The sequence below is a fragment of the Arthrobacter sp. P4_H3 genome, from assembly GCF_056400885.1.
This window is the reverse complement of record NZ_JBFUKK010000027.1, coordinates 1-14,125: the sequence shown is the minus strand read 5'-3', so window position 1 is coordinate 14,125 and position 14,125 is coordinate 1. Positions and strand designations below refer to the sequence as shown.

The following is a 14,125-nucleotide window of genomic DNA, read 5'->3' as shown; positions in this document are numbered from 1 at the left end:
TGAGAGAGCGTCGGGGCGTTGGGTTGGGCCGCCGGGAGTCAGCGGTCCAGGATGTGCCGGGCTATTTCGTCGGCGTCGCGCAGGGTCCGCTGGCCGCTGCGGTACACCGGCCCGCTCTGCGGACGCGACTCCGCGGCAATGGCGGTGCCCCACTGCGCTGCGGAGAGCTGCAGGCCCAGCACGTACAGCCCCTCCGTGACGGATCCGTTGGCGCCCACCGGCCGGTAGGGGTGCGGACTGACATCCAGGCCGGAGGTCTCCACCGGGATTCCCTCCACCGTCATCATCAGGCGCGGCCGCACCAGGCCGTCGGCCAGGAGCTGCTCCAGTACCGGGGACACGTTCACGGCAACCCTGTTGGCGGGAGCGAGTGCCTCGATCATGGTGCGGGCGTGGACTGCGCCGTCCCTGACCCACGGAGATGCCGCCGAGAAGGTGCCGGCATTGCGGTCGAGCGCGAATTTCGGGTCCGGGCCCACAAAACTGACCACTCCCGCCCTTGCGAGCGCTGCGAGCTGCTCCGCGCGGATGGCGGGCGGGCCGCTGGCCAGTCCTTCGACGAACGACTCGAACCAGCCCCGGAGGCCTGCAACCCAGGACTCATCGGTGATGCCGCCGTCGGCCACTGCCGATTTCAGCACAGCCCTGCCGTGGTGCAGCGCCCCGATGGTCATCTTCACCGGGTCGTCCTCGCCCAGGGCCGAGCGCCGGGCGTCATCGAGCAGGTACTCCACGACGGCGGAATCCACGTCCGCCCGCGTCGCGAAGGACCGTCCGGCCAAGGGTGCTGCGAGGCCCGGGAGGTTCAGGCGCTGGCCCGGCGCCACATGCTTGGCGATCAGCACGTCGGCTTCGGCCTCCCAATGGGAAACGCTGTGGGCGTGAGGCCGCATCGTCTCCTGGAGCATGGCCAGGAACTCCGCGGGCTCGGTGACGGCGTCCGGGCGGGTGCGGACCAGGGTGGAGTAGTAGGCCCAGAGGGCGTCGCGCTGCAGGAGGGGCCAGAGATCGTGATCGAAGCCGGGAATGATTCCCGCAGCCGCGAACCGTCCGACGGCCCCCTCGGTGCAGTACCGCAGCGTCACACCGGCCGGGTAGTACCCGGCGAGGTTCGCTTTGGCCCGGTATGGCGTCCCGCGCCGTGAGCCGGCAATAATCAGCGGCTCGTCCCCGGACGGGATGTACTCCAGTTCGGTCCGCACCGGCCGGGGACCCGCGGCCGGGCTCCCGTCGGCCTCGGCTGCCACGAACTTCCCGCCGCGCCCTTCAGTGAGCTGCCCCATCACATCGAAGAAGTTCAGCCCCATGCCGCGGACCAACACGGGCTGGCCCGCGGGCACTACGGACCAGTCGACGTCGGCCGGTGCTGCCGGCGGCAGGTACAGGAGCCCCAGCTGGCCGGCACCTGCCTGGAGCTCGCGCTGTTCGGCGTTGAGCCTGGACTCGAGATGCCCCAGGGCCAGCACCACGGAACCGACGGTGAGCGGCCCGCCGTCCTCGAGTTCGACGTCGAACGTTCCGTTGCCTGCCGGCCGGACAGCTGTGGCCGTGGTGCGGTGGAACCGGACGGTCACGCCTGCCGGGAGGTGGGCCAGCAGCTCGTCGAGGGTGGAGCGCAGGTAGCGGCCGTAGATGGCACGGCTCGGAAAGTCCTGCGACCCGAGGCCGGACAGTTCGGCCCGTTCGTCTTCGGTCAGCGACGCGAGCGGATTGTCCTGCTGTGCGGCCCGCCACCGGTCGAAGGTGGCCCCCGCAACCGGTGCCGCCAGTTCAGGGTCTTCGGGAATGACTGTGGGATAAAACGCCTGCGTGTTCATCAGGTACAACCGCGACTGGCCGGGCTGCCACACATGGCCCGGCCCGGCAGGGTAGGTGTCCACCACGTCAATGTGGAGGCCCGGGGCGCCGCCCGGCACGGAAGCGGAGGGGTTCCTGAGGCGCCAGTTGGCCAGGAGCCGCTCCAGGACACTGGTACCGCGGGGTCCGGCCCCTATTAGTGCCGTCCGGATGCTTTGCGATATGCCCACGCCATCCAGAGTATCCGCATGTGACTTGCTAGCTGCGCGGCGATGTTGTTTCGTAGGGGCCATGACCACCACAGCAGCTGATCAGCAGCCCGCGTCCGGCGCCCCTTCCTCCGCGGGGAAAGCGCCCGAACCGACCGACGAGAATATCTGGCTCGAGGAGATCTACGGCGAAGAACCGCTGGCCTGGGTCCGTGAACAGAACGCCCGCACCGAGGACCTGCTCGAGGATGCCGACTATGCCAGGCTCGAAAGCCGCATCCTGGAGGTGCTTGACTCCACGGACAAGATCGCCATGGTGGGCAAGCACGGCGACTGGTACTACAACTTCTGGCGCGACGGACAGAACCCCAAGGGCCTGTGGCGACGGACGTCCTGGGACAGCTACCGGAGCGGGTCGCCCGAATGGGATGTGCTGCTGGACGTCGATGCCCTCGCCATTGCCGAAGGCGAGGAGTGGGTATTCCACGGCGCCAATTTCCTACGTCCTTCAGCCGGCGAACCGCACCGCCTGGCGCTGCTGGCCCTCTCCCCCGACGGCGGGGATGCCAACCGCTACCGTGAGTTCGACGTCGAGACCCGGACGTTCGTCGATCCCGCATCCGGCGGGTTCGACCTCCCCACGGCCAAGGGCAACGCCTCCTGGCTGGACCGGGACACGCTGCTGGTGGCCAGCACGGCCGAAGGCATGCCCAAGACGTCCTCGTCCTACGCACGCACCGCCGTCAGGCTTCCCCGCGGCGGGTCGCTCGCCTCCGCCGAACAGGTGTTTGAAATTCCCGAGGACCACATGATGGCGCTGGTTGCCCATGACTCCACACCGGGGTACGAGCGAACCTTCGCCATGGACTGGATCAGCTTCTTCAACAGGAACACGTCCGTGCTGCGGGACGGGGAGTGGGTTGTCATCGACGCCCCGACCGACGTCAACCTGAGCGTGCACCGTGGGTGGCTGCTGTTCCGCCCGCAGGGCGACTGGGACGTCAACGGAACCACGTACCCGGCCGGCTCGCTGCTCGCGGCGGACTTCGAGGGCTACCTTGCCGGCAGCCGCGAACTCCAGGTCCTCTTCACCCCGGACGCGCACACGTCGCTGCAGTCCTGGAGCTGGACCCGGAACTTCCTCCTCCTCAACCTCCTTCGGGATGTCTCTTCGGAGATCCGCGTCCTGGACCCGGAACGGCCCGGAACTGATTCGGCCTGGGCCTCCAGCCTGCTGGACGCCTGCCCGCCGCTGCATGACGTCAACGCCTTCGCCGTTGACGACGAGGACGACAGCGTCGACCTCGACGAGGAGCACGATGACGACGACGGCACCGGCACCGGCGGCACCGTGCCCGTGCCGGAGGGGGAAGCTCCCGGCGCCGGGGATGACTTCTGGCTCGTGGCCACCGGCTTTACGACACCGAGCACCCTGACCCGGGGGACGCTTCGCCGCAGCGGGGAAGGCGGTGTGGTGAGCGAGCACGCGGTGATCCGCACCTCGCCGTCCTACTTTGACGATTCCGCCTACGAGGTCCAGCAGCACTTCGCCGTGTCCGACGACGGCACCCGGGTCCCCTACTTCCAGGTGGCTTCCAGGGACCTGGTGCTCGACGGCCAGAATCCCACGCAGCTGTCCGGGTACGGCGGGTTCGAAGTCTCGCGGACGCCTGCCTACAGCGGCGCAATCGGCCGGGCCTGGCTGGAACGGCGGACGGACGGACCCGGCGGAGCCGACGGCGGCCCGGCGCACGCCCGCGGCGGCGTCTACGTGGTGGCGAACATCCGTGGCGGCGGCGAGTACGGGCCCTCGTGGCACCGCGCGGCGCTGCAGGAAAAGCGCCACCGCGCGTTCGAGGACTTCGCAGCCGTGGCCCGGGACCTGATCTCGCGCGGAGTCACGTCCAAGGAGCGGCTCGGCTGCGTGGGCGGCTCCAACGGCGGGCTGCTGGTGGGCAACATGCTGACACGGTACCCGGAGCTGTTCGGTGCGGTGTCCTGCGGGGTGCCGCTGCTGGACATGCGCCGCTACACCAAGCTGTCCGCGGGGCACTCGTGGATCGCCGAATACGGGGATCCGGATGTTCCTGAGGAGTGGGAGTTCATCCGGACGTTCTCGCCGTACCACCTCCTTCACGACGGCGTGGACTACCCGGAGACCTTCATCTGGACTGCAACGTCCGATGACCGCGTGGGGCCCGTGCAGGCGCGCAAGATGGCGGCCCGGATGCAGGCCATGGGCATCCCCAACGTCTGGTTCCACGAGGCGCTGGAGGGCGGCCACGCCGGCGCTTCCGACAACCGGCAGGCGGCCGCTTTGCAGAGCCGCAGCCAGCATTTCCTGTGGCGTTCCCTGGCGGGCCGCTCAGACGGGTAGCTCCCGCGGCAGGTCCCTGCGCATCCCGGTTGGCTCGTTTTGGTGCCGTTTTGCACTGAATGCCCCGTTCTGCGTATCCTTGGTGGGCTAGGAATAGCAATTGGAGACGTGCCAGAGCGGCCGAATGGGCTTCACTGCTAATGAAGTGTGGGGCACAACTCCACCGGGGGTTCAAATCCCCCCGTCTCCGCGTTTGGCCCTGGTCTTTGGACCGGGGCCTTTTGCGTTCCCGGTACCTTCTGCGTTCCGGGCCTGCTCCGTGTCCGTGGTTACTCCCGCGTTTGGCGTCCCGCCGGGAAGGTGCGCGGGGTGGCAGGATGGCCAGATGGCGAGCAGCAGCAAGCATGATGTGGTTATTGTCGGCGGCGGGCACAACGGCCTGACGGCCGCCGCCTATCTGGCCAGGGCCGGGCGGGACGTCCTGCTCCTGGAGAAATTGGACCACGCCGGCGGCGCTGCCGTTTCGGCCCAGGCGTTCGACGGCGTCGACGCGCGGCTTTCCCGGTATTCCTACCTGGTGAGCCTGCTGCCGCAGGAAATCGTTGATGATCTCGGACTGCGGATCCGGCTCGCCCGCCGGCGCTACTCCTCCTATACGCCGGACCCGGCAAACCCCGGCCGGGGCCTCCTGATCGACAACGACGATGCCGGGGCAACGGCCGCATCATTCGCCGCAGCGGGGGCGCCGGCCACCGAGGCCGCCGGCTTCGAACACTTCTACGCGGAGTGCCGGAAGCTCACCGGAACACTGTGGCCCACCATGACATCGCCGTTGCTTACGAGGTCGCAGGCCGAGCGGCTCGCCACCGCGGCCGGAGCCGGGGCGGTGTGGGCATCGCTGGTCGAGCAGCCACTTGGCGAAACCATCACCAGCAGGCTGCACAGCGACCTGGTGCGCGGTGTGGTCCTTACGGATGCCCTGATCGGGACCTTCGCCCGGGCGGACGGCGCCGACCTCCAGCAGAACATCTGCTTCCTATACCACCTCCTGGGCGGCGGAACCGGTGACTGGGATGTTCCCATCGGTGGCATGGGGGCGGTTTCGGGCGAGCTCGAGCGCGCCTCCCGCGAAGCCGGCGCCGCCATCCTGACGTCTGCCGAGGTCACGGCCGTCCGGTCCGGCGGCTCGGTAGACTACCGCCAAGGCGGCCGGGAACATTCAGTCTCCGCGGGCTGGGTCCTGTCCAACGTCGCGCCCGCGGTCCTGGACAGGCTGCGGGGCAGCAGCACCGGGGAGCCCCCAAATCCGAACCACCAGCGCGAGGGTTCACAGGTCAAGGTGAACCTGCTGCTCAAGCGGCTGCCGCGGCTGCTGGACAGCCGCGTCAGCCCGGAGGCGGCCTTCGGCGGCACGTTCCATATCAACGAAACCTGGACCCAGCTGGACGACGCCTACCTGACAGCGGAGCAGGGAACAGTCCCGGATCCGCTGCCGTGCGAGATCTACTGCCATTCGCTGACCGATCCCAGCATCCTCTCACCGGAGCTGCAGGCGTCCGGCGCCCACACCCTGACTGTTTTCGGACTGCACGTTCCGGACAGGCTCATCACGGCGGCGAACAACGACCAGATGCGGGCGGCGCTGCAGGCCGCCGTCGTGAAATCCCTCAACTCAGTGCTGGCGGAGCCGGTAGAGCCGCTGCTGCTGACGAGCGCCGACGGAACCCCGTGCATCGAAACCAAAACCACGTTGGATATCCAGCGTGCCGTGGGCATGCCCCGCGGCAACATCTTCCACGGTGGGCTCGACTGGCCGTTCGCCGAGGACGACGCCCCGCTGGACACACCGGCACAGCGCTGGGGTGTGGCCACCGACGATCCCCGGATCCTGCTGTGCGGCTCCGGAGCACGGCGCGGCGGGGCAGTGAGCGCCCTTGGCGGCCACAACGCGGCCATGGCGGTGCTGGAGTCTTAGGGGTTCGCGGCCTTGGGCGCCGCGGTGCGCCCGCGGCTTACTTCGGCTCCGGCCTGCCGGTGCAGCGCCAGGCTGTCGGCGGTGCTGAGTAGCATCAGAACCGTGATGGCCAGGAAGGCGCCCCGGTAAGGCGCAACGGGGTCTGCCCCGAAGGCGCCCGGGGCGGCGAAGAGCCGGAGGAACAGGGCACCGACGGCGATGCCTGCACCGGCCGCAAGCTGGACCAGGGTTGCCGAAATCGCGTTGGCGGACGGCAGCTGCCCGGGGACAATGTCGGCGTACTGGATGGAGGCATACGCCGAGAAACCGATGGAGCGGAACGCGCCGCTGCAGACCAGCAGGGCGAAGATGAGCGGTTCCGGGGTTCCGGCGTCCAGCAGGGCGCACACGGCAAAAGTTGCAGCCGATGCGAGCGACGCGAAAACGAGGACGGGCTTAAAGCCGAACCTGCGGATGAGCGGCGTTGTTGCCGGTTTGACGCCGATGTTGCCGACGAAAACCGCGGCCACCATGATGCCCGCATGGAGGGGATCCCAGCCGAAACCATCCTGGAACATGAGCGGCAGCAGGAAAGGGACCGCGCTGATGGTCAGGCGGTAGACAAACCCGCCCGTGGACGTTGCCCGGAACGTCCGGGTGGCAAAGACATTCAGCTGGAAGAGCGGGTTGGAGGTGCGCCTCAACCACAGGGCCGCCCCCGCGATCGACACGAAGCCCGCGGCCACGCAGATCGCCCCGAACGGTCCCGAGGGGTGGGCAGTGGCGAGTTCGAGGCCCACCACCAGGGCACCCACGCCCAGCGTCGTCAGCAGCAGCCCTACCCAGTCAAGGCGCCGGGACTGGTCTCCCGCTCCCTTGGGGACCAGCCGAAGGGCAGCAATGAACGCAGCCAGTCCCAACGGAATGTTGATCAGGAAGATCCAGTGCCACGACAGGAACGTGGTCAGCGCTCCGCCCACCAACGGCGCAAGGACCGGCGCCAGCAGGCCCGGCCACACCAGGTAGGCCGTAGCCCGCAGCAGGTCCTCCTTGGGGGTCCGGCGCAGCACCAAGAGCGTGCCGACCGGCACCATCATGGCGCCGCCCGCGCCCTGCAGGACGCGGCTGGCGGTGAGCATGGTGAGGTCCTGGCTCAGTGCGCACAAAAGCGAGGCAATGGTGAACACGGCGATGGCGGCGCAGAAGACACGACGGGCGCCTACCCGTTCGGCCAGCCACCCGCTGACCGGAATGCCCATGGCCACCGTCATGAGATAGGCCGTCATGGTGATGTTGACGTCCGCCGGCGCCACGGCGAAATCCCCCGCAATGCTGGGGATGGCCGTGGTCAGCACCGTGCCGTCCAGGAACTCCATAAAGAACGTCGCAGCAACGAGCAGTGCCAGCCGGGGCTGCCACTCCTGGCGGACAGCCGACGCGGCGTTGTTCAGTGGTTCACTCATGGCTCCTGGCCTGGACTCATTCGGTGATCCTATAGGCGTGCCAGGCACGGAGCCAGAATAAGTCAGCCCCTTACGCGGACCCGGCGGAAGGCCCTACCCTGCCTGTCCCAGCACAAGGGGAAGCACCGCACCGGCCCCGGCCCGACGCAAGGCCCGGCCGGCGACCGTGACCGTCCAGCGGCTGTCCGTGAGGTCGTCCACCAGCATGATGCTCTGCCCCTGGATGCCGGCCATCGCGGCTTCCAGCTCAGGTCCCACGGCGAGGCGTTCCCAGACTCCGGCCAGCCGGTAAGCGCTGTTGCCGCCGCGCCCGCCGGTGGGTCCGCCGTGCTCCAACTGCAGCTCACCCAGGTACGGTATGCGGCCAATTTCGGAGATGCCCCGCGCCAGGGAGCCCACGAGGGCGGGTTTGCTGCGCGACGGGATGCTGACGATGGCTGCGGGACGTCCGGCACCGCTCCAGCCGGGGTTGCGTCCGTTTCCTGTGCCCCACTCGCGGAGGACCTGGACGCAGGCCTGGAGCATGGCGGGGTCCACCTCGCGGTCCGCGGCTCCTGATGCGAAAATTTCCCGTAGTGCACCGCCCCAGCCGAGGTCCGTCAGACGGGCCAGCACCCGGCCCTCGGCCAGGCTTTCATCCGGCTTGATCTTGCCCTTGACGGTCACGCCGAGCCTGTCCATGCCGCTGGGCCACTGCAGGCGCGGCTCCAGTGCGATGCCGGCGCGGCTGAGCGTCTGCCCCGCCGCTTCCGTTGCAGCTGACGCGATGTCCGCCGGGAACCAGCGTCCGGCGCAGTTGTCGCAGCGGCCGCACGCGTGGGCCGTTTCGTCGTCCAGCACCGAGGTGATGTACTCCATCCGGCACCCGGCCGTGTCCTGGTAGATCACCATGGAATCCTGTTCATCGACCCGGGCCTCGGCAATGCGCGTGTACCGTTCGGCGTCGTAGGTCCAGGGCTGGCCCGTGGAACGCCAGCCGCCGCCCACGCGCTCCACTGCACCGTCCACGGACAGGACCTTGAGCAGCAGTTCGAGCGGCGTGCGCCGCAGGTCCACACGGGCTTCGAGGGCCACGGTGGATACAGCGGCGCCAGCCTCGGCCAGCGCACTGAGGACCGCCGCGGCCTTTTCCTCCGACGGCATGGATGCCGTGGCGAAGTACTGCCAGATGTCGCGGTCCTCGGAGCCGGGCAGCAGCAGGACATCGGCGTTGGCCGCGCCACGCCCCGCACGGCCCACCTGCTGGTAATAGGCCACCGGGGAGGATGGCGCACCCAGGTGCACCACGAATCCCAGATCAGGTTTGTCGAAGCCCATGCCAAGGGCCGAGGTGGCCACCAGCGCCTTGACCTCGTTGTCCTTGAGGAGCTGCTCAGCCCGTTCACGGTCCGCGGGGTCCGTGCGCCCCGTGTAGGCGAGCACCTCATGGCCGGCCTCGGCGAGCAGGCGGGCGGTGTCCTCGGCAGCGGAGACTGTGAGGGTGTAGATGATGCCGCTGCCCGGCAGGTCCGCCAGGTGGGTCAGCAGCCAGCCCAGCCGGTCGCGGGAGTCCGGCAGGCTCAGCACACCGAGCCGAAGCGACTCACGGCCCAGGGCGCCGCGGATGGTGAGCACGCCGTCGCCCAGCTGTTCCTCGATGTCGTGGACCACGCGGGAGTTGGCGGTTGCGGTTGTGGCCAGCACAGGCACGGTGTCCGGAAGCTGTGTGATGAGGTCCGCGATGCGCCGGTAATCAGGGCGGAAGTCATGGCCCCAGTCCGAGATGCAGTGTGCCTCGTCGATCACCAGGAGTCCGGTGCGGCGGATCAGTTCCGGAAGCTGGTTCTCCCGGAAGGACGGATTGGTGAGCCGCTCCGGCGAAACAAGCAGCACGTCCACCTCGTCCGCAGCCAGCTGCCCGCGGACAGCATCCCACTCCAGCTGGTTGGCCGAGTTGATGGCGACGGCGCGGACACCGGCCCGGGCCGCTGCCGCGACCTGGTCCCGCATCAGCGCCAGCAGCGGCGACACGATCAGTGTGGGGCCGGCTCCGCGGCGCCTGAGCAGCAGCGAGGCCACGAAGTAGACGGCCGACTTTCCCCAGCCGGTGCGCTGCACCACCAGGGCGCGGCGGCCGCGGTCGACCAGCGCCTCAATGGCCTCGTACTGGCCGTCATGAAAGCGGGCTTCCGGATGTCCCACCAGGCTTCGCAGCACTTCCAGGGCCTGGTCCCGGGTGCCCGTTTCACCTGCGGGAAGATCGACGGAAGCGGAAAGGACTGAAGCATTCTGGTTATTGGCCATTGGTCCAGTATCCCAGCCCCCTCTGACAGCCGGGAAGTTCAGGCTCCCGCCATGTGGACAGCAGATTTCACACCCGGGCCTGCACGGCACGCCCGCGTAACTCAACTACTCCTCCACAGCCGCACTGCGCTTCAACGTAAGATGGAACGCGTGACTAGCGACCAGACAAAGACTTTTGACCTTTCGGCATCGTTCAAGGCCTACGACGTGCGTGGCATTGTGGGCGAATCCATAACGGCCGAAATCGTCGAAGCCGTAGGCGCCGCGTTCGTGGATGTCCTGAAGCTCGAGGGCCAGACGGTTCTGGTGGGCGGCGACATGCGCCCCTCCTCCCCCGAGTTCAGCAAGGCCTTCGCCAACGGCGCTGCCACCCGCGGAGCAAACGTCCAGCTGCTGGACCTCATCTCCACGGACGAGCTCTATTACGCCTGCGGTGCGCTCAACGCGGCCGGAGCCACGTTCACCGCCAGCCACAATCCCGCCGAATACAACGGCATCAAGATGTCCAAGGCCGGAGCCCAGCCCATCTCCTCGGAGTCGGGCCTGAAGGAAATCCAGGCCCGCGCGGAGGACTACCTCCACGCCGGATCCATCCCGGCCGCGGGCACGCGCGGCCTCATCGGAGTCCACGATGTCCTCAAGGACTACTCCGAATACCTGCGCAAGCTCGTGGACCTCAAGGGATCCCGCCCCCTGAAGGTGGTGGTGGACGCCGGCAACGGCATGGCAGGCCTGACCACCCCGGCGGTGCTCGGCGACGCCCTCCTGCCCAAGCTGCCGTTCGACATCATTCCCCTCTACTTCGAGCTGGACGGTTCCTTCCCGAACCACCCGGCCAACCCGCTCGAGCCGGAAAACCTGCTGGACCTGCAGGCCGCCGTCATCGAGCACGGTGCGGACATCGGGCTGGCCTTCGACGGCGACGCTGACCGCTGCTTCGTCATCGACGAGAAGGGCAACCCCGTCTCGCCGTCGGCCATCACCGGTATGGTGGCCCGCCGCGAGATCGCGCGCGCCAAGGCACAGGGTGAGGAAACGCCCACCATCATCCACAACCTGCTGACCTCCAAGGCCGTTCCGGAACTGGTGGCGCACGACGGCGGCCGCGCCGTCCGCACACGGGTCGGGCACTCGTTCATCAAGGCCGTCATGGCAGAGGAAGGCGCCGTCTTCGGCGGGGAGCACTCCGCGCACTTCTACTTCCGCGACTTCTGGAATGCAGACACCGGCATGCTGGCCGCCATGCACGTCCTGGCCGCCCTCGGCGAGCAGGACGGCCCGCTGTCCGAGCTCGGCCACGAGTACGAACCCTACGTTTCCTCCGGGGAAATCAACTCCGAAATTGACGACAAGGCAGGCGCCGTGGAGCGGGTCCGTGCCGATTTTGCCGGCGAAGACGTGGATGTCGACCTGCTGGACGGCAGCACGTTCACTGCCCGCGACGGCAGCTGGTGGTTCAACCTGCGCCCGTCCAACACCGAACCGTTCCTTCGCCTGAACGCCGAGGCCACGGACCGGGCCACGATGGAACGCATCCGCGACCGCGTGCTTGCCCTGGTCAACGGCTAGGCCCCCCCCGCATGGCTGAACTTTCCGGAACGCCCTGGCGGGACTCTGTGCCCGAGGCCACGGCCACCGACCTGGAAAACCTGCTGGGCACGGGCGTCGGCGCGGCACAGGAACAGCTCGGGCGCAATGGCGGGTTCCTGCCCTTCGCACTCGTGGTGGAGAACGACGGCGAGGTGCGCCTCGTCGCCGTCACCCCTGCGGACGCCGAGGACGGCTCGGAGGGTGAATTCGATGCCGATACGATGATCGGCGACCTCACGGAACTGCTCCGGCAGAACCGGGACGATTTCCGTGCCGCCGCCGTGGTCTGCGACATCACGCTGCTGGAAGAGGACACGGATGCCATCCACGTGGCGGCCGAGCACCGTGACGGGTCCGTATTCGCCGCCGTCCTGCCCTACGAACCCAACACCGAGTCACGCGAATGGGAGTTCGGGCAGCTTTCAGCTGATTCCAACGAGCCCGCCATCTGGGTGGACTAGACTTCCACTAGGTTGATGACATGAAGATCAATGCCTTCGCGGATGTGAGCCTGCGGGCCATGATGGTGCTGTCCGCAGTCCCTGACGGCAACCTGCTGACCACGCAGAGCATCGCCGACGCCGTGGGCACCCCGTACAACCACGTCAGCAAGGCCATGGCCAAACTCCGTGAACTTGGCGTGATCGACGTCGAACGGGGCCGGAACGGCGGCTCCAGGCTCAACGACGCCGGACGCAGGGCCACCGTGGGCCAGCTGCTGCGGCTCCTGAACACCCGCGTGGATCCGGCCGACTGCCATTCATTGAACGGCGACTGCCCGCTCATCAACGAATGCCGGCTTCGCGGTGCCCTCTCGCGCGCACGCGAAGCCTTTTACCGGGAGCTCGACGACATCGTGGTGTCCACCCTTCCCGGAACCCGCCAGATGGCGCCTGTGTTCCAGGCGATCGGGCTCCGCCCGGGGCTCTGACTCCCGGGTCCCGGCAGACCGCCATTTCCGGATCCCTCGTCCTCGATTTGGATATCTCTTCTACGAAGTGTAGAACTTAGGTATAAATACTTGTATTTCAAATACATGTATTGGCCGCGGTCCGGATGTACGTCCCGGGCCCCTACCTCAGGAGTACGCATGCTCTCGGACAAATCCCGCCCCGTCATTGAGGCCACCCTCCCGTTGGTCGGTTCCCGGATCGGCGAAATCACCCCCAAGTTCTACGCCCGGCTCTTCGCGGCGCACCCGGAGCTGCTGGACGGGCTCTTCAGCCGCTCGAACCAGCGCAACGGCAACCAGCAGCAGGCCCTGGCCGGAAGCATCGCAGCTTTCGCCACCCACCTGGTGACCAACCCCGGCACCCTGCCCGAGACCGTACTGGCCCGTATCGCCCACCGCCACGCCTCCCTCGGCATCACCGAACCTCAATACCAGGTGGTCTACGAGCACCTCTTCGCCGCCATCGCCGAAGACCTGGCCGAGGTCATCACGCCGGAAATCGCCGAAGCCTGGACCGAGGTCTACTGGCTAATGGCGGACGCCCTGATCAAGCTCGAAAAGGGCCTCTACGCCGCGCAGGCCAACGGCACGATGTGGAGCCCTTGGAAGGTCGCCGCCAAGACCCCCGCCGGCACCGGCTCGATAACCTTCACCCTGGAACCGGCCGACGACACCCCCATCACGCCCGCCCTGCCCGGCCAGTACGTCAGCGTCAAGGTCACCCTCCCGGACGGGCTGCGCCAGGTCCGCCAGTATTCACTCTCCGGCGACGCCGGCACGAGCCGCAGCTTCACCACCAAGAAGGACGACGGTGGCGAAGTCTCCCCCGTCCTGCACGGCACCGTCCAGGTGGGCGACATCCTCGAGATCTCCAACCCCTACGGCGAGATCACGCTCAAGGAAGGCGAGGGTCCGGTGGTCCTGGCCTCCGCCGGCATCGGCTGCACGCCGACCGCGTCCATCCTGCGCTCCCTCGCGGACGCCGGCTCGGACCGCCAGGTCCTGGTCCTGCACGCGGAAAGCGATCTGGAATCCTGGGCGCTGCGCTCCCAGATGACGGACGACGTCGAACGCCTCGAGGGAGCCGACCTCCAGCTCTGGCTGGAAGAACCGCAGGCCGGTTCCAACGCCGGCTTCATGTCGCTGCGTGAAGTGGACCTGCCCGCAAATGCTTCGCTGTACCTCTGCGGACCGCTGCCGTTCATGAAGCACATCCGCAACGAGGCCATCAATGCGGGAATCCCTGCCACGAAGATCCACTACGAGGTCTTCGGCCCGGACATCTGGCTGGCGAGCTAGTTGTACTGTCCCGGCAGGTTGATGACACGGGGACTGATTTGACGCAATAAGAGGACCTCCGGGTGTTGTGTGGTGCTTGTCGAGAGCAAACACAAACCAGGAGGTCCTCGTGTCCCACCGTAACGCGTTTCTGGCCTATTCGGGGCGTCTGCAGCTGGCCCGCTGCATCGTGGTGGACGGGTGGCCGTTGCGCCGGGCCGCGGAACGGTTCAACGTCTCCGTGCCTACCGCCGTGCGCCCGCCGTGCGCTGGTCCCGCCGC

Annotated in this window: 9 protein-coding genes and 1 tRNA gene; 7 read left to right on the top strand and 3 right to left on the bottom strand. The window is 67.8% G+C overall.

Annotation, left to right across the window (positions count from 1 at the left end):
- Window positions 1-38: 38 nt before the first annotated feature.
- Complete coding sequence (locus tag AC1DRE_RS22885; protein WP_476986785.1) at window positions 39-2,027, bottom strand: FAD/NAD(P)-binding protein; 1,989 nt, start codon at window positions 2,025-2,027, stop codon at window positions 39-41.
- 61 nt (window positions 2,028-2,088) lie between these two features.
- On the opposite strand from AC1DRE_RS22885, the gene AC1DRE_RS22880 reads away from it, so the two are divergent.
- The 3 genes from AC1DRE_RS22880 (at window position 2,089) to AC1DRE_RS22870 (ending at window position 6,298) form a co-directional block, all read left to right on the top strand.
- Entirely contained in the window at window positions 2,089-4,383 is a 2,295-nt protein-coding gene (locus AC1DRE_RS22880; RefSeq protein WP_476986784.1) for a prolyl oligopeptidase family serine peptidase, read from the top strand.
- A 102-nt stretch (window positions 4,384-4,485) separates the two neighbouring features.
- Window positions 4,486-4,573: transfer RNA gene (locus AC1DRE_RS22875), tRNA-Ser, on the top strand.
- A 135-nt stretch (window positions 4,574-4,708) separates the two neighbouring features.
- Window positions 4,709-6,298: a phytoene desaturase family protein gene (locus AC1DRE_RS22870; RefSeq protein ID WP_476986783.1), complete on the top strand. Its 1,590-nt coding sequence runs from the start codon at window positions 4,709-4,711 to the stop codon at window positions 6,296-6,298.
- Here AC1DRE_RS22870 and AC1DRE_RS22865 read toward each other — a convergent pair.
- The gene (locus AC1DRE_RS22865; protein ID WP_476986782.1) at window positions 6,295-7,740 is read right to left on the bottom strand and encodes an MFS transporter; all 1,446 of its coding nucleotides are present in this window, start codon (window positions 7,738-7,740) and stop codon (window positions 6,295-6,297) included. The two genes, AC1DRE_RS22870 and AC1DRE_RS22865, sit on opposite strands and share 4 nt — an antisense overlap.
- Before the next feature lie 93 nt (window positions 7,741-7,833).
- Window positions 7,834-10,023, bottom strand: a complete 2,190-nt coding sequence (locus AC1DRE_RS22860; RefSeq protein ID WP_476986781.1) for a RecQ family ATP-dependent DNA helicase — start codon at window positions 10,021-10,023, stop codon at window positions 7,834-7,836.
- 150 nt (window positions 10,024-10,173) lie between these two features.
- On the opposite strand from AC1DRE_RS22860, the gene AC1DRE_RS22855 reads away from it, so the two are divergent.
- The 4 genes from AC1DRE_RS22855 to AC1DRE_RS22840 all read left to right on the top strand — a co-directional run bounded on the left by AC1DRE_RS22855 (window position 10,174) and on the right by AC1DRE_RS22840 (window position 13,864).
- Complete coding sequence (locus AC1DRE_RS22855; protein ID WP_476986780.1) at window positions 10,174-11,592, top strand: phosphomannomutase/phosphoglucomutase; 1,419 nt, start codon at window positions 10,174-10,176, stop codon at window positions 11,590-11,592.
- Between the two features lie 11 nt (window positions 11,593-11,603).
- On the top strand, window positions 11,604-12,074 hold the full coding sequence (locus AC1DRE_RS22850; protein WP_476986779.1) for a hypothetical protein: 471 nt from the start codon (window positions 11,604-11,606) through the stop codon (window positions 12,072-12,074).
- 20 nt (window positions 12,075-12,094) lie between these two features.
- Window positions 12,095-12,544 (top strand): RrF2 family transcriptional regulator, encoded by a 450-nt coding sequence (locus AC1DRE_RS22845; RefSeq protein ID WP_476986778.1) that lies wholly within the window; start codon window positions 12,095-12,097, stop codon window positions 12,542-12,544.
- A gap of 159 nt (window positions 12,545-12,703) precedes the next feature.
- Entirely contained in the window at window positions 12,704-13,864 is a 1,161-nt protein-coding gene (locus AC1DRE_RS22840; RefSeq protein WP_476986777.1) for a globin domain-containing protein, read from the top strand.
- Window positions 13,865-14,125 lie beyond the last annotated feature (261 nt).